Origin of the sequence: Microbacterium sp. Se63.02b (assembly GCF_014171575.1) — a bacterium.
Lineage (GTDB): Bacteria > Actinomycetota > Actinomycetes > Actinomycetales > Microbacteriaceae > Microbacterium.
Window position 1 is genome coordinate 2,570,762 of record NZ_CP050453.1, and the last position, 16,198, is coordinate 2,586,959.

17 protein-coding genes and 1 tRNA gene are annotated in these 16,198 nt (G+C 66.7%); 17 read left to right on the plus strand and 1 reads right to left on the minus strand.

Going from position 1 to position 16,198, the window contains the following annotated elements:
* The first annotated feature begins 240 nt into the window (after positions 1–240).
* The 17 genes from G4G29_RS12615 (at position 241) to G4G29_RS12695 (ending at position 15,760) form a co-directional block, all read left to right on the plus strand.
* The gene (locus G4G29_RS12615) at positions 241–1,083 is read left to right on the plus strand and encodes a hypothetical protein (protein ID WP_183150371.1); all 843 of its coding nucleotides are present in this window, start codon (positions 241–243) and stop codon (positions 1,081–1,083) included.
* On the plus strand, positions 1,080–2,204 hold the full coding sequence (locus G4G29_RS12620; protein WP_183150372.1) for a ParB N-terminal domain-containing protein: 1,125 nt from the start codon (positions 1,080–1,082) through the stop codon (positions 2,202–2,204). The genes G4G29_RS12615 and G4G29_RS12620 overlap by 4 nt, the downstream gene beginning before the upstream one ends.
* Positions 2,191–2,655 (plus strand): hypothetical protein, encoded by a 465-nt coding sequence (locus tag G4G29_RS12625; RefSeq protein ID WP_183150373.1) that lies wholly within the window; start codon positions 2,191–2,193, stop codon positions 2,653–2,655. Before G4G29_RS12620 ends, G4G29_RS12625 begins: the two co-directional genes overlap by 14 nt.
* A 76-nt stretch (positions 2,656–2,731) precedes the next feature.
* Positions 2,732–3,430, plus strand: coding sequence for a hypothetical protein (locus tag G4G29_RS12630; protein ID WP_183150374.1), 699 nt, complete (start codon positions 2,732–2,734; stop codon positions 3,428–3,430).
* Between the two features lie 13 nt (positions 3,431–3,443).
* Positions 3,444–4,610, plus strand: coding sequence for a M23 family metallopeptidase (locus G4G29_RS12635; RefSeq protein ID WP_183150375.1), 1,167 nt, complete (start codon positions 3,444–3,446; stop codon positions 4,608–4,610).
* A 76-nt stretch (positions 4,611–4,686) separates the two neighbouring features.
* Positions 4,687–4,986, plus strand: coding sequence for a DUF6112 family protein (locus tag G4G29_RS12640; RefSeq protein WP_183150376.1), 300 nt, complete (start codon positions 4,687–4,689; stop codon positions 4,984–4,986).
* 86 nt (positions 4,987–5,072) lie between these two features.
* Entirely contained in the window at positions 5,073–5,396 is a 324-nt protein-coding gene (locus G4G29_RS12645; protein ID WP_183150377.1) for a DUF6112 family protein, read from the plus strand.
* Between the two features lie 36 nt (positions 5,397–5,432).
* On the plus strand, positions 5,433–6,848 hold the full coding sequence (locus G4G29_RS12650; RefSeq protein WP_183150378.1) for a conjugal transfer protein TrbL: 1,416 nt from the start codon (positions 5,433–5,435) through the stop codon (positions 6,846–6,848).
* Positions 6,849–7,028: 180 nt separating this feature from the next.
* Positions 7,029–8,492: an SCO6880 family protein gene (locus G4G29_RS12655; RefSeq protein WP_183150379.1), complete on the plus strand. Its 1,464-nt coding sequence runs from the start codon at positions 7,029–7,031 to the stop codon at positions 8,490–8,492.
* Positions 8,493–8,548: 56 nt separating this feature from the next.
* Positions 8,549–10,072: an ATP-binding protein gene (locus tag G4G29_RS12660; protein ID WP_183150380.1), complete on the plus strand. Its 1,524-nt coding sequence runs from the start codon at positions 8,549–8,551 to the stop codon at positions 10,070–10,072.
* Positions 10,073–10,122: 50 nt separating this feature from the next.
* Positions 10,123–10,581, plus strand: coding sequence for a hypothetical protein (locus G4G29_RS12665; protein WP_183150381.1), 459 nt, complete (start codon positions 10,123–10,125; stop codon positions 10,579–10,581).
* A 65-nt stretch (positions 10,582–10,646) separates the two neighbouring features.
* Positions 10,647–11,123, plus strand: coding sequence for a hypothetical protein (locus tag G4G29_RS12670; RefSeq protein WP_210274176.1), 477 nt, complete (start codon positions 10,647–10,649; stop codon positions 11,121–11,123).
* An 81-nt stretch (positions 11,124–11,204) separates the two neighbouring features.
* The gene (locus tag G4G29_RS12675; protein ID WP_183150383.1) at positions 11,205–12,971 is read left to right on the plus strand and encodes a TraM recognition domain-containing protein; all 1,767 of its coding nucleotides are present in this window, start codon (positions 11,205–11,207) and stop codon (positions 12,969–12,971) included.
* A 79-nt stretch (positions 12,972–13,050) separates the two neighbouring features.
* Positions 13,051–13,542, plus strand: a complete 492-nt coding sequence (locus G4G29_RS12680; RefSeq protein ID WP_183150384.1) for a single-stranded DNA-binding protein — start codon at positions 13,051–13,053, stop codon at positions 13,540–13,542.
* A 124-nt stretch (positions 13,543–13,666) separates the two neighbouring features.
* A complete protein-coding gene (locus G4G29_RS12685; protein WP_202045248.1) occupies positions 13,667–14,344 on the plus strand; it encodes a hypothetical protein in 678 nt (225 codons plus the stop codon).
* The gene (locus tag G4G29_RS12690; protein ID WP_120776674.1) at positions 14,341–14,550 is read left to right on the plus strand and encodes a helix-turn-helix domain-containing protein; all 210 of its coding nucleotides are present in this window, start codon (positions 14,341–14,343) and stop codon (positions 14,548–14,550) included. The genes G4G29_RS12685 and G4G29_RS12690 overlap by 4 nt, the downstream gene beginning before the upstream one ends.
* A 34-nt stretch (positions 14,551–14,584) precedes the next feature.
* Entirely contained in the window at positions 14,585–15,760 is a 1,176-nt protein-coding gene (locus tag G4G29_RS12695) for a site-specific integrase (protein WP_244631992.1), read from the plus strand.
* Positions 15,761–15,951: 191 nt separating this feature from the next.
* Here G4G29_RS12695 and G4G29_RS12700 read toward each other — a convergent pair.
* Positions 15,952–16,025: transfer RNA gene (locus G4G29_RS12700), tRNA-Pro, on the minus strand.
* Between the last annotated feature and the right edge of the window lie 173 nt (positions 16,026–16,198).

Consider the following 16,198-nt stretch of genomic DNA (forward strand, 5'->3'; position numbering starts at 1 on the left):
CGAGTGCCGCACGACACCCACACCCCCTGACCACTCATCCAGCCGCTCCGGCTGCTCACTGTCGCACCGGACAGCACCGCACAGACCCGCGCACACTGGGCGGGTCTGGTGGTCCCCTCATGCCTCCGCACGGCCGTGGTACCTGCGGTGGGCGGTGCTCGGTGACCCCAATGGCGGAGTTCGTCGGGATGGGTGTCGCACCTATCTGTTGACGGATCTCATCACGTTTCAGGAGTCGCTATGAACCACCACCCAACCACACCGGCATCATCGCTGTCGCCGGACTTCACCACGAGCGAGGGGCTGCGCGAGCTGCTCACGGAATTAAACGAGCACAACGCCTGGGCGAACAGCCCGGTCGCGGCCGAGCTCATGGTCTACGCGACACGGAAGTATGCGCCGATCGCGAAGGCCTGGCACCGCACCCCCGACGACGCCGCCTACGAGGCGTTCCTCGCGATGCGGCAACCCACCACCCTGCGCGCGGATGATCCGTGGGCGGTGATCACGCGTGCGGTCGCGCTCGGCATCGCCGCCGAAGTCCACGCCGACCGCAACATGACCTCGCAGGACAAGGCCCGCCGTCCGTCGAAGAGGCCGGCGGAGGAGCCGATGCGGGCCGGGCACTACGAGGAGTTCTTCTACGACGTCCACCCCCACGCCCACACCCTGTACGCCAGGGGCGACGGCGGCGAGGACAGGTCGGTGGATCGGGTGATCCGCGCGACCTGCGTGTTCCTCGTCCTCACCGACTGGCCCGCCCGCCCCGTCGAGCAGGCCGTGGACTACATCGCCCACCGCATCACCGGCCTCTCCTCCGGCACCTCCGCACTGGAAATTGTTGCCAAGGAGCTTCACATCGCGATCCGTCTCGGCTACACCCCCGACGAATGGGCAAGCCTCGTCCGCCTGGTCGTCGGCACCAAGACAGGGAAACGGAAGGCCGGGGACTACGGGCTGTTCGCCCGGGTGCTGCTCGGTGACGATGTCGCCGACCTCCTTCGCGACGAGACCCTCGTGACAACCTCCCGCCGGATGGCGTCCATACCTGCCGGGCAGGAAGGCAACGGAGGTGCGTCATGAGTCGGGGTCATTTGGTGTTGGAGCATGCGACGGATCAGATCATCGATGGTCACTCCTACCGGCGTGATCTCGGCGACTTGGAGGAGTTGACGGAGTCGATCCGCCGGTTCGGGTTGCTGTCGCCGATTGTGATCACTACCGGCAACGTCCTCATCTCCGGCAACCGCCGCCTCGCCGTCATGCGCGCCCTCGGACACCGCACCGTGCCCGTATGGGTTGTGCAGGGAGTCTCCGACAAGCTCTCCACCGTCCTCGCGATCCAGGACGAGAACACCCTCCACAAGATGCTCACCCCCATCGAACAAGCAGAGCTCTACGAGGAACTCAAGCATCTCTACGCCGAAGAAGCTGAACGGCGGGAGACTGCGACCCGGTTCGGTTCCGAGACCCGGGATGAACGGATCGCGCAGGCCCACGATGCCGCACCACAGGGTGGAATGCACGGGGGTGTTGATTCAACACCCCCGCAGCAGACGAGCACCACGGGCGGTGGGAAGACGAGAGTGCAAGCCGCGAAAGCCGTGACCGGGCGGGACTCTCACTCGATGCTCGATCAGGTCGTGGAGCTCAAGCAGATCGCCGCGTCCGACAACGAGCATCCCGAGGTGCGGCAGGGCGCCGCCGAAGCCCTGCTCGAGTTGAACACGGATGGGAAGGTCAACGGCCGCTACCTGCGAGTGAAGCTCCTCCAAGCCCTGAACGCCCTGCAGCGGTGGGCACTCGACCCGGACGAGCCCGACGCAGTCCGAGAGGCGGCCGCAGCGGAGCTCGAGCTGGTGAAGGCGCAGGAGCATCCCAAGGATGCGATGAAGGAAGCTACCCGGGCGATTTCTCGGGTGGGGCAGTTGCGGAGGGATGCCGCCGCTCTCGCGCCGCGAGAGGGGTGGAAGGACGCGGACCCGTTGCTGCGACAGAAACACGCCATCCGCAAGCTCGTCGATCTGCTGCGCCGGGAACACGGCTGGTGGGACCGCTACAACCCCGAAGACTTCGGACGATACGCCGACGCCAAGCAGTGGGAACTCGTCGAGAGCTACATCACCGAAGCGAGCCGGTTCCTCGAGCAGGCCCGCACCGCACGAATGACCACCAGTGAGGACAGCGCTGATGCCGACGTATGAGGACCCGTCCCTGGACGCGGATGAGCTGGCGGAGGCAGCGCGCGGGCTCGCGTATGCGACCCGGCAGATCAGGACCCCGGAGGACACGTATGAAGTGCTCGGGTCATTGCATCTGACGTTGTCGCGGCTCCAGCAGGGGCTGCAGCAGCTCGCGGCCTGGCACGACCGGCATGCCTCGTTCGCTGCTACCGACAACGGTGACCGGGCTGCGGGGCACGATCACGCGGTCAAGGCCGGTGGCTGGTTGACGATCGCCGCTGCCTCCGCGGAGCAGGTGGTCCAGCTCGTGATGAAAGCTCACAGCGAGAACGGGCGGATCGCCTGGCAGCCCGAGGCCGCACCGACACGAACTGTGGGGCTCGCTGAAGCACTCGTGGAACGGGAAGAGGCCCTCGACTCCGAACCCCCAGCAAGCGGACACACCAACCAGAGCAGGGGCCTCTCGCGCTGAGAGCGGAACGGACGGCGGGCGGGCGGCGCACCTATCGGGTGACCCCGCCCGCCCCTCTATTGGAAGGCCCCACTTCATGTCTTCTCCTCACACCGACGACCAGCAGCGTCGTCGTCGCCGTCTGATCATCACCCTCACCGCGACCGGTCTCGTCATCGCGGTGCTCGCCGGTGTCGGCATCTACGGCCTCGTCACCGGCCCCCACGGCAGTGAGGATCCCGGGGAGCGCACACCCACCTCGTCCACGGCACCGCTCGACCCCGTCGACCCGACTGGGCAGCCGGGCGAGGCCGATCTGCCGGCCTTGCCGCGCACGAATAACCCCGAGACCTACGTGCGCGCGGTCGCTGTGGCGTTGTTCGACTGGGATACCTTTACCCTCCTGACTCCTGCTGATCACCGGGGTGTGTTGATCGAGGACGCGGACCCGTCCGGCACGGAGACGCCGGGGCTGATCGCGGACATGGACGGGTACTTCCCGTCGGCGTCGACGTGGCGGGATCTTGCCGAGTACCGCACCCGCCAACACATTGAGATCGACCGGGTATTCGTCCCCGCACAGTGGGAGGAAGCGGTCGCCGCCTCCGGCGGGCACATCACCGACGGCACGGTCGCGTACACGGTCGAAGGCATCAGGCACCGGGACGGCGTCTGGTACGACGACCCCGTCCAGAGCGAGCATGCGGTGGCGTTCACGGTGTTCATGTCCTGCCAGCCGGTGTTCAACCGGTGCCATCTGCTGCGCCTATCCGAACTCGACAACCCCCTCCGATAGGCCGGGGCACGGGATGAAGAAGCTCCTTGCTGCCGCAGCCACGTTTATGCTGCTCGCCCCGATGCTGGGGCTGCTCAGCATTGGTCTGCTCGTGAACCCGGCCGTCCTCAACCAGGGGAACTGCATCGCCAGCGGTGTGACCCTCGGGCCGATCCCGGACTCGCTCCAGGTGACGATGAAAGACGGGTACACGTTCACTCTCAACAAGCAGCAGCTCACCCACGCCGGGACGATGATCACCGTCGGAGCGAATACTCCTGGGGTGGGGCGGGACGGGATTTTGATCGCGTTGATGGCGGCGCTGACGGAGTCGACGCTGCGGCAGCTCGCCAATACCGGCACCTACCCCGAATCCGGGAGCTACCCGAACGACGGGAACGGCTCCGATCACGACAGCTTGGGTCTGTTCCAGATGCGCCCGCAGTCCGGGTGGGGCACCGTTGCCGAGCTCATGGACACCACGTATCAGGCGCGGGCGTTCTATGGCGGACCCGACGGACCGAACCATCCCTCACCGCGGGGGCTGCTCGATATTCCGGGGTGGCAGCAGATGGACAAGGGCGAGGCCGCCCAAGCCGTCGAAGTGTCCGCCTACCCGGACCGGTACCAGAACTACGAGCCCGTCGCCCGCACCATCCTCGACACCCTCACCCGCAACAACAGCGGCGGGAGCGGTGTGCCCGGGGACACGAACATTCCCGAGACGAGCCGGCTGGTGTTCCCACTGCCGACAGGCAGCTATGTGCACACGTCGTCGTTCGGGCCGCGGATTGACCCCATCACTGGTGAGGCGCGCGTGCACGCCGGAACTGACTGGGCTGCCGCTGATGGGACGCCGATCTTTGCCCTCGCCGACGGCATGGTCACCTATGCGGGGATGGTCGATGGGTATTCGGGGCAGATCACTATCGAGCACACCATCGGCGGCGAAAAGGTCGCGACGAAGTACATCCACATGTGGGCACACGGCATCCACGTCACCACTGGCGACAGGGTCACCGCCGGCCAACACATCGGCGACGTCGGCAGCAGCGGCCACTCGACCGGCCCGCACCTGCACTTCCAAGTCCACCCCGGCGGCGCGAACGCCCCCGCCGTCGACGCAGAACCGTGGCTCGCAGAACGCGGTGTCGAGGGCATCGACGCCCCGGTCGGTGGCGGGCCAGGCTGCACCAGCTGAGCTGAGCGGGGCCTGGCGGGGTGGGTGGCGCACCTGACCGGTGCCCACCCACCCCCGTTGTCGTGAGGAGAACCGTATGCCTGCCATCACCTTGGCCCTGCTACAGGCTGAGAACGTCTACCCCGATCTCTCCAGTGTCGGAGGCCGCTCCACCCTCATCGAGATCGTCGGCGCGCTGCTCACGATCGTGTTGATCGTCTCGGTGCTCATGCTCGTCGTCTCCGGGATCGTGTGGGCGGTGTCCTCCTCCGCCGGGAACCCGCAGACCGCCGCGAAAGGGAAAGTCGGTGTGTTCGTCGCCCTCGGAGCCGCCGCCCTCGCAGGTGCCGGAGTGGCATGGATGAACTTCCTCCTGAACCTCGGAGACACCCTCTGAGCCTGGTCGCACGTTCCGGCATCGCACCTGTCCCAGTGACCCCGCACGACCGGGTACGGGGCGATCGCTTGTGAAGGAGCCCATTCATGCTTGCCGTTCTCGACACTCTCACCACTCTCGCCGCGGTGTTGCCCGCGAATGTGGACATCACCCCGAACGACTCCGGGCTGCCCGGCATCGCCGCTCTGCGCACGGTCGTGGGCGCGGTGATGACGATCGGGCTGATCCTGTCCGTCCTCGCCCTCATCGTCTCCGCCGTCGTGTGGGGCTTCGGCGCCAACAGCAGCAACCCGCATCTGGCGTCGCGGGGGAAGGTCGGGGTGCTGATCTCCTGCGGGGCGGCGATCATTACCGGCGCATCGGTGACGCTGATCAACTTCTTCTGGAACGTCGGCCAGGCCGTCTCCTAACCACCACCATCTCGACCCGTAGAAGGGAGGGGTGTTGTGGCTGGTATCTGTGACGTCCCCATCATCAGCAACGTCTGCGACGCCGTCGGCGAAGGTGCAGCCACCCTCGTCGCTGCACCATTCGACTGGCTCGCCCAAGCGATCGGAGCGGCCGCGTCCTGGATCTTCCAAGGCGTGTGGGCGCTGTTCGACTCGACCACCCTGGTCGACATCACCGGGGCCGGCTACATCGGCGTGTACAACGTGATCTTCGGGATTGCGATCTTCGTCATGCTGATCTTCTTCTGCCTGCAACTCATCACCGGCCTCATCAGACGCGATCCCACCGCCCTCTCCCGCGCCGCCCTCGGATTAGCGAAGTCGGTGCTCGGGTCGTTCCTGGTCATCACATTGACCGCGACACTGCTCGAGATCGTCGACCAACTCTCGATCGGGATCATCCAGGCGACCGGGACGACGTTGGAGGAGATGGGCGGGAAGATCGGGGTCCTCGTCGCAGGTCTCACCGCGATCACCCTCACCGCACCCGGAGCCGGCGCGATCATCACCATCTTCCTCAGCTTCCTCGCGATCTGCGCGGCAGCAATCGTCTGGTTCAGCCTCCTGATCCGGAAGGCGCTGATCCTGGTCGCCGTCGTGATGGCACCGATCGCGCTATCGGGAGCGTCGTGGGATGCGACGAAGGGGTGGTTCGGGAAGTGGGCGTCGTTTGTGCTTGCGCTGATCTTCTCCAAACTCGTGATCGTCGTGGTGTTCCTGGTGGCGATCAATCAGGTCAACGCGCCGATCGATATGGACCTCAGTTCGATTGCAGATCCGATCGCGGGGATTGTGCTGATGTTCATCGCCGCGTTCGCGCCCTACATGGTCTACAAGTTCATCTCCTTCGTCGGCTTCGACATGTACCACGTCATGAGTGCGGAGCAAGAGTCGAAGCAGGCCATGAACCGGCCCATGCCCCTCCCCGGCAAGCCCGACGGTGGCGGGCCACAGAAGATCCTCGACGGCGGGGGCGACAGCAAGAACGATGGTGGTGGAGGGAATCCGCCGCCCCCGCCAGGGGGTGGGCCCAAACCCTCGCCGGGCGGCGGAGGTGGTGCCGGAGCGGCGGGGAGCAGCGTAGGTGGTGGCGCTGCCGGAGGCGGTGCAGGAGCGGGAGCCGGGGCGGGTGCTGCAGCGGCAGGTCCGGTCGGGATCGCCGCAGTCGCCGGGGCGAAGATCGCCAAGGGCGCAGCGGAGGCCGGCCCGAAGCTCGGCGACGCGATCGGCCGCACCGCCGACAGCCACGCCGGAGCCGCCAGCGAGGGGCAGGCCACGCCACCACCACCTGACCGGTCAGTGCCGCCCGCGCACCCCACCACGCCGGCGCCGAGCGCGCCTGCATCGAAGCCGCAGACCCCGCCCGCGAACAACAGCGGTGGTGGGCAGGCTCCGCCGCCGCCGAAGCCCTGACCGGAGAGATCCGCCACTGAAAGGAGGTGACGTTCCGTCATCTGGGCGGTGGCCAGTGAACAGCACACCCCGTGTGGTCAGAAACGACCTGACCCCAGGGGTGGTTCACGGGTCACCGCCCGCTGTGCTGTCCGTACCTGACCGGCGACCCCAATCCGTTCGCCTATTCAGGAGCACCTTATGGCCAGCACTGCGTCCACCCGCACCGAGTTCGAGCTGTCAGCGGTGAAGTTCTCCCGCCTCACCAAACGCGGGATCATCCTCGGCCTCTCCCTCCCACAAGTCATCGCCCTCTCCGTCGCGGTCGCCGTGTTCATCGCCTCCCTCTACACCGGAGGCCCCGCCGCGCTCTACACGTCCCCGATCTGGGGCACCGGCGCTGCCCTCGCCTGGGTACCGGTCGGTGGGCGGAAGCTCGTCGAATGGGTACCGATCACCCTGCACTGGGTGCTCCGGCAAGCCCTCCAGCAGACGAGGTATCGACGTCGGATTGTGAAGCCACGCCCTGCGGGAACCCTCGCGCTGCCTGGAGATGCGGCGCCGTTGCGTCAGTACGAGGATCCCGAGAGCGGGGCGGTGATGGTGCATGACCCGCACGGGCAGACCCTGACGGCGCTGGTGGAGGTGACCCATCCCTCGTTCATTCTGTTGGATCCGGGTGAGCAGGAGCACCGCGTTCACGCCTGGGGTCGGGTGCTGTCCGTTGCGTGCCGGTCCACCCGGATCGCCCGCCTCCAAGTCCTCGAACGCACCGTCCCTGACTCCGGGTCGGGGCTCGCGCAGTGGTGGGCGGAGCACGGCAACGACGACGATTCCTGGGTCGCGCGCACTTACCGGGAGCTCATCGACCGGGCAGGCCCTGCCGGGGAACGCCACATCTCCACCATCTCCCTCAGCCTGGACATGCGGGCCGCATCCCGCACTATCCGCACCGCGGGCGGTGGCCTCAAGGGTGCCGCGGTGGTGCTCAAGCAAGAAATGGAGACCCTCACCACCGCGCTCCGCACCGCAGACCTGAAACCCTCCGACTGGTACACACCAGGACAGCTCGCAATCATGCTCCGCAGTGCGTACGACCCCGCGATCGCCGCAACCCTGGAGCGCTCCGGGGAGATCGGGCAGGACCTCGCCATGGCTGGCCCGGTCGCGGTCGAAGAGACCTGGGACCAGCTGCGCTCTGACAGCGCGCATCACGCGGTGTTGTGGATCAGTGAGTGGCCGCGCTCACTCGTCTACCCAGGCTTCCTCGCACCCGTACTCCTGACCAGCGGGATCCGTCGAGCGTTCACGCTGCTGTGCGACCCGATCCGCAGTGATCAGGCGGCGCGGGATATTCGGAAGAAGAAGACCGAGTACATCAGTGATGCGGCGCAGCGGCAGAAGGTCGGGCAGATCGAAGACGCGCAGCAATCCGCCGAATACCAAGACGTGCTGCAGCAGGAAGCCGACCTCACCAGCGGCCACGGCGTCCTGCGCTACACCGGACTCCTCGCCGTCTCCGCACCCACCGCCGATGAGCTGGAAGCTGCAGTGTCGGCGATAGAGCAGGCAGCGATCCAGGCGTCGTGCGAAACCCGTCGCCTGGTCGGGCAGCAGGCACAGGCGTTCGTCGCGGCAGCCCTGCCGCTCTGCCGAGGAATCTGAGACATGAGGCGTACCTGACGGGTGTCACTGCACACTCCGTCGGAAGGCCACCCCTCATGGGACAGCACACCAGCCCGAAGAAGCTCCACTCCACCGTCCTCGTCGAAGACGGTACCGGCCGGAAGAACCGCAAGACCCGGGAACGTGCCGCCCGGCAAGTCATCGCCCGCGAGCACGCCGAGCAACGCGCCGCAGAGAAGGCGAAGCTCGCCGCGGAACGGGCAGAAGCGCGCTCGACGAACTACCTCCCCAGGGGTGGCGAGCCAGGTCCCGCGGGATTGCGGTCGTATCGGGGGTTTCGGGTTCCCTCGCATCAGGACACCTCGGCCGCGCTGCAGGGCGCGTACCCGTTCCTCGCCGAAGGCGGCCTCGGCTCCCAGGGCGTATTCGTGGGGCAGGACATGTACTCCGGCGGATCGTTCGTGTACGACCCGTGGGTGCTGTACCAGCGCGGCATCATCACCGCCCCAAACCTCGTCCTCGCCGGCATCGTCGGCAGTGGGAAGTCGTCGCTGGCCAAGTCGCTCTACACCCGCAGCATCCCGTTCGGGCGTCGCGTGTACGTCCCCGGCGATCCAAAGGGTGAGCACACGGCGGTTGCGGAGGCAGTGGGTGGGAAAGCGATCGTCCTCGGGCATGGCCTCTCGAACCGTCTCAATCCGCTCGACGAGGGCTACCGGCCCGGCGGGCTCACCGACGCCGAATGGGCGTCCACGGTTGCGTCGCGTCGCCGTGACCTGATCGGCGCCCTCGCCGAGACCGTGCTCGAGCGGTCGTTGTCGCCGCTGGAACACACGGTCATCGATATCGCCCTCCAGGCCGTGGTCGCCAGTAACGATGTGCCGATCCTGCCGATGGTCGTTGACCGCATCCTCACTCCCGACCCCACAGATGACGACCGCCTTGCCGAGGACGGCCGCATGGTCGGGCACGCCCTGCGCCGTCTCGTCTCCGGCGACCTCCAAGGCCTGTTCGACGGACCCTCCACGGTGACCTTTGATCCGACGTTGCCGATGATCACCCTCGACCTATCCCGCGTCGTCGAAAACTCCACCCTCATCAGCGTGCTGATGACCTGCTCGTCGGCATGGATGGAATCCGCACTGCTGGACCCGAACGGTGGGCAACGTTGGGTTGTCTACGACGAAGCGTGGCGGCTCATATCCCACCCGGCGTTGTTGAAGCGGATGGACGCGCACTGGCGGCTCGCCCGCCATTACGGGATCGCGAACCTGCTCATCTTCCACAAGCTCACCGACCTCGACAACGTCGGCGACCACGGCTCCGCCATGCGATCCCTCGCCAACAGCCTGCTGGCCAATGCGGAGTCGCGGATCATCTACCGACAAGAATCCGACCAGATCGGCACCACCGGGAAGACCCTCGGCCTCACCGGCACCGAGCAGAAACTCCTGCCGTCCCTGGGGACCGGGCAGGGGTTGTGGCGGATCAAAGAGTCGTCATACGTCGTCCAGCATCAGTTGCACCCTGATGAGCTGCGGGCCTTCGACACCACCCAGCGGATGACTCAGAATCCCCGCGAGTTCACGAATCCTGAGCGCTCCGGAGAGCTGTCTTGAGCGTAGACGGCCCCGCCTCGGAGCACCAGGGCTCGGACGATACGAGCAGCGTGTCAGAGGAGGAGCTGGTGCGGAACATGATGGCCCTCGATGACGGGTTGCATCGGATCGAGCAGCAATCCCAGGATCAGTTGATCCTGTTGTATGAGGATCCGGAGACGTTCGGAGCTGGGCATTTCGTGCTATATCCCCTGCACGGGTCTTCGCCGCGGTTCGCGATCGAGGAGCAGTACCCGCCCGGGGTCGACTGGTCCGATGAAGACCGTGTCCCGGTGTCCTGGACGTGGGCATCCGAAGCGCGGCTTCCACAGCCGGATGGGAGCTGGCCGTGGGTGACGCTCTCCGAGGGTGAAGTCGCCTCCGCCGACTACGAGACGCTGCTGCACATCACCGGTGGGTGGGCGGATGCGCTGTGCGAGCTCATTGCCCGGGAGGAAGCCCTCACCACCGCCCCCGTCGCAGACGACGGGGTGGGGCGTTCGGGGCCGGGTCGCACCTTCCTGGCATGACCCTTCGACGCCGTCGCCAGAACAGCAACCAGACACACCCCGTGGCCCCGAAATCGAGGTTGGTGGTGCCTGCGGTGCTGCCGCAGATTCTCCTCGAAGCCGTGAACGCGGACACTCTCGTCGTGACCGTGAACGGTAACCGCCTTGCCGCTACCCCGATCCGCCGAGACGAGATCACAGCCACGGTGACGGAGCTCGTCGGGCGCTTCGGATCACCAACCCGGGTGGAGGTGCGAGAGATGGACGGCAGCGTCCACGCAGACATCCTCACGCCACCTGCGCCGGAGCCGCGGTCGCCGTTCGCTCCACCAGAAGACGCCGCACCCGCACTGGTAGCACTGCCGAGCCTTCTGGAGTTCACCGCGGACGGGTTCGTCCCCGGTGAAGACGTCGCCCTCGCCCTGATCCTCCGCCACAGCTCGGCCGACCCAACCGGTGCCGCCCGCGCCCTCGTCGACCGCGGCGAGATCCCTCGCGTGAGGGGTGAGGTGATCTTGCTGGGGCGAATCTCTGGCACCGCCTCGGTGCAGCGCATCGACTGACCGCCCGCTTATCCGCTCGTCGTCGTACCTGTTGTCCTGACCCCGCGCGTGTGCCTTCTGCGGGATCAGAAAGGTGCCGACATGTCTGGTCCTGTGCAGGCGAAACCCGCCAACGACCTCTTCATCAACCTCACCCTCGGAGCCCTCATCACCGCCGCCGTGTTCACCGGGATACTAAGGGTCGCGGGCTCCGTGACCGCATTCCTCACCGGCCTGCCCGAACCGTCCGGCAGTTTCACCTCTTGGATCAGTGTCCTTGCCACCCCAACGGACCCCGGGACGGCGCTTGGCGCGGAAGGCTTGAACCCGTTCGTCTACTGGGCAGTCGTCGCCGTGGTTCTTGGCGTGCTCGGAACATCAGGCCTCTTCGTGGTTCGGGCGGTTCACCGTTCCCGGTCGAAATCGGACCCACACCGGCTCGCCGGGACCGCCACCGCCGCCGAGGTCGCCCGGGCCGCCTCCCCGAAGACCCTGGTGAAGAAGGCTGCGACGTTGCGGCCCTCGCTCACCGGAACACCCGCCCCGGAAGACGTGGGGTATCTGCTCGGTACCGGGAAAGGCGGGCAGATCTGGGCGACCGTCGAAGACTCGATCCTACTGATCGGCCCGCCCCGCTCGGGGAAAGGGCTGCATGTAGTGATCAACGCGATCCTCGACGCCCCCGGAGCCGTCATCACCACCAGCACCCGTCCGGACAACCTCACCGCGACCTTGAAAGCGCGCGCGAAGAAGGGGAAGGTCGCGGTGTTCGACCCCCAGCAGCTCGCCCCAGGGCTCCCGGCGGGGATGCGGTGGTCACCCGTGCGCGGCTGCCAGGACCCGCTCACGGCGATGATCCGCGCGAAAGGCCTCGCCACCGCCACAGGGTTCGGTGGCGTCCAGGACGCGGGGTTTTGGGAAGGGAAGACGACCGCCGCGATCCAAGCCCTTCTCCATGCCGCCGCTCTCGACGGTAGGAACGCGAAGACCCTGTACCAGTGGGCGCTGAACCCGACCCTCGCCGCCGACGCCGTAAGGGTGCTGTCGTCCCATCCGGGAGCGGCGGAAGGGTGGGCGGACTCCTTGGATGCGATGGTGCAGGCAGACCCGCGGACGAGGGATTCGATCTGGCAGGGTGTCTCCCTCGCGTTCTCTGCTCTTGCCGATCCCCGCGTCCTGGACGCGGTTTCCCCGGGGCCGGGTGAGGAGTTCGACCCTGAGGAGTTTCTCCTCGGCAACGGGACCCTCTACCTCCTCGCCACCGGTGCCGGCGCCGGCGCGTCGTCGGCGCTGGTGGCGGCGTTCATTGAAGACCTCGTCGAGTCCGCCCGGAAGATCGCCGCACGGTCACCTGGCGCACGCATGGACCCGCCTTTGTTGCTGGCGTTGGATGAGATTGGGAACCTTGCCCCGCTGCCGTCGCTGCCGACGTTGATGGCGGAAGGTGGCGGCACCGGCATCACCCCACTCCCGGTGTTGCAGTCCCTTGCCCAGGCGCGGGAGAAGTGGGGTGAGAACCAGGCGAACGCGATCTGGGACGCATCCATCGTGAAAATCATCCTCGGCGGAGCCTCCAACAGCCGAGACCTCCAAGACCTCTCCACCCTCATCGGCGACCGCGACGAAACCACCGACAGCATGACGACGGATGCCTATGGGGCGCACTCATCGCAACGGTCGATCCGCCGCGTCCCGATCCTCCCACCCGACGTCCTCCGCACCCTCCCGTTCGGCACGGGCGTGGTGATGCTCCGCACCGCCCGCCCCATCATCACGAACCTGCGCCCGTGGCCAACCCGCGCGGATGCCAAACAGCTCCGCACGGACCGGGGCGAGGTCGAGCAGGCGCTCCAAGGCGGTGCCCGATAGTACCGCCGGGGTGTTGGTCGTACCTGTCTGGTGAGCCCGCGGCTGCGGGATTGACATGGACATGTTGGGAGACATCACGATGACTATTCGCACGAAGGAATCCCTGTCGGGGTTCGTCGCGTCCGACCCGGAGCTGACGTTCACCAGCAAGGGCGATGCCCGCCTCTACGCCCGGATCGGGCAGCCCCAGGCACGGGTCGAAGACGACGGGACGTTCACCCCGTTGGAGCCGACGTTCACGGACCTGGTGATGTTCCGGCGCTCCGCGGAGCTCGCGCATGAGCAGTTCCAGAAGGGTGACAACTTCCTCGCCGAGGGCGAGACCCGCACCTACACCGGCAGCGACGGCACCGAACGAGAGCAGTTCGTAGCGTCCCGGATCGGACACGACAACAACATCACCCGCTACACCGTCGACCGCACCCCACCCGAACGAGACACCCCACAACAGGAGACCCCGATACGCGGTCAGATGCAGCAGGCCCTCGCCGACCGCGAAGGACAGCTCGACCCGGAACCACCCACCGCGACCAGCGCTGCGTCCGCGCAGCGCGACGCGGTCGCCCGATAAGCCGCGGGTGCGGCGACCAGCCACCCCACCACCACCACCGTGTGGTCGCCGCACCCGCCTCCTTCCTGCGCCGCATCCTTCGCGGCTCTCCTTCTTCGCCTCGCCACGTTCCGGGAGTTTTCTGATGACCACCAACAACCCCGCCCCACCCGACACCGAACCGCAGAGCTCGAGGCCGGCCGTGCCGGGGCCTGACTTCGATGGGATTGACCTGTCCGAGCTCCCCGCAGACGTCGCTGAGAAAGCGAAGCAGTTCGCGAAGCAAACGTTCCAGGCGGACCTGGCGAAGTCACTCACCGCGGTGGCACGCCCGATCAACTGGCGCACCCTCCCACCCGCCGACCTCGAGCACGAGCTTCTCGAGCTGAACGGATGGGTCGACTGGCTCCGCCACACCTACGGCCTCCCCGCACAAGTTGTCCCGCCGATGTGGCACCGCCACCCCGAACTCATCTGGGAACTGTCCGCCCTGCGCCAGCACTGGCTGTTCTGCTTCGACCCACAAGCCAAAGGCAACCAGGCCCTCGCCTGGCACCACGACTTCAGCGTCGCCCGCGAACGGCTACGGGACTGGGTCACGATCTCCGGCACCCGCCTTGACCGCGACCGCCCCACCCGCATCACAGTGTGGCCCGGCGGCGAAGCCGAAGACTGGACAGAACCCGACACCACCGAACGCCCCGTCGCGAAGCGCACGGACGATTTCCTCGCGTTCGTCGAGGAGCAGGTCAAGGCCCGGATTGCGGAGCAGGACGCGACGATCCGGGAAATCGTGAACATCGATTGGAGCGAGCAGTCATGACCGAACAGACCGGTGACGTCCTCGTTTCACCGTTGCGGGACAGCCGCGAAATCGCGGCGTTCCTGCGGGTGTCGGAATCGACGCTGTCGAGGTGGCGGGCCGAGAAGAAAGGGCCCCCGTTCATCCGGATCGGTGGGGTGACCAGGTACCGCATCGAACAGGTCGAGCACTGGCTCGCCTCCCTCGGCACCGATGAGCACGCCTGAACCGACCGCACCTCTGCCGGTGCCGCCGATCGGGGTGAAGGTCACCACCGACCTTGAACACCGCGCCTCGGGGATCCGTGCTCGCGCCCGCTGGATCGACCCCCACACCCGCAAACGGGTCACCCGCGCGCTCGTCGTCCCCGACGAGGACGCCGCCGAAGAGTTCTTTCAATACCTGCAGGCCTCCGCCGAACTCGGGATCGACAAACGCATCCTGTTCTCCGACTACGTCGAGATGATCGGCGACCGGTGGCAGCGGGGCCTGGACCCGACGTCCACCGTCGACGGCTACAAACTCGGACTCCGCCTCCGCGTCCTCCCCGCCCTCGGACATTTGCCACTGTCACAGATCACGGCCGGGATGATCGACCGCACCATCGACCAGTGGGAAACACTGCACTCCGCGTCGACCATCAAGAACACCATCGCGCCCCTCGTCCGCGTCCTCGACGAAGCCGTCCGCGACGACCTCCTGCCCAGCAACCCCGCCCGCAACCGGTCTAGACGCTCCCTCGGGAAATCAGCACTCAACCTGAAAGAGAACGAGCTGTCACCGCGCGTCCACGCGCTCAAAGACCTCGCGGAGCTCACGGCGCTGGCGGATCGGTGTGGGGAGGTGCATCAAAGCTATTCCGACTTCGTAATGCTCTGCGCTCTCCTCGCCGCCCGCGGCTCCGAGATCTCAGGCCTTCAAGTCGGCGACATCGACTGGGATCAACGGATCGTCACGGTCCGCCGCCAAACCTACCCAGGCGCAGGCGGGCTCGTCACCAAACAGACCAAGGGACGAGACATCCGACAAGTCCCCATCCTGCAAGCGCTCACCCCCGTACTTGAGCGCCTCACCGCCGACCGTGAACCCGAGGAACGACTACTGACCGGACCCCGCGGCGGCGTGCTCACTACCGCCTCCGTACGGGACGCAACGAAATGGGATCAGCTCGTCACCGACCTTGAACTGACGAGCCTCACCCGGCACGGCCTCCGTCACACCGGAGCCACCTGGCTCGCCGACGCCGGCATCCCCCTCCACGTCCTCCAAGGCATCCTCGGACACAAGTCCATCGAGACCACCCGCGGCTACCTGCACCCCGACACCAGACACCTCACCGACGCCGCTGCCCGCGCGAACGCGTTCCTCGACGGACAGGAAACCCCCACCCGCGAACCTCCTGCCAAGACCCATCGGACAGCCGCACCCGGGCGATGAAAACGGTCGCGGATCGACACGAAATCGGGCTCCAGGTCCCGGCCAGGTCCCGGCTCGTCACAACAGCCGCAGCTGGGGGTCTCGAAGGGCATCAGCCTTCACTGGTGTGATGCTTCCATAAACACCTCCGAAGAGGATTACGGAAACGACGAAGCCCAGGCGAGAAACATGCTCTCACCTGGGCTTTTCTGTCGGGATGACAGGATTTGAACCTGCGACCCCCTGACCCCCAGTCAGGTGCGCTACCAAGCTGCGCCACATCCCGTTGTTCACTTTTCAGGCTGAACCAGCCGCTACCGCACTTGACCCCCAGTCAAGTGCGCTACCAAGCTGCGCCACAGCCCGTTGTCCTTCGCTCTCGCGCAGGCAACTCCCCTATCTTAGCCGCATGTCGCACCCCTCCGCGAACCGAGCCGTTGCGGGTGTCGGACGCCGCGC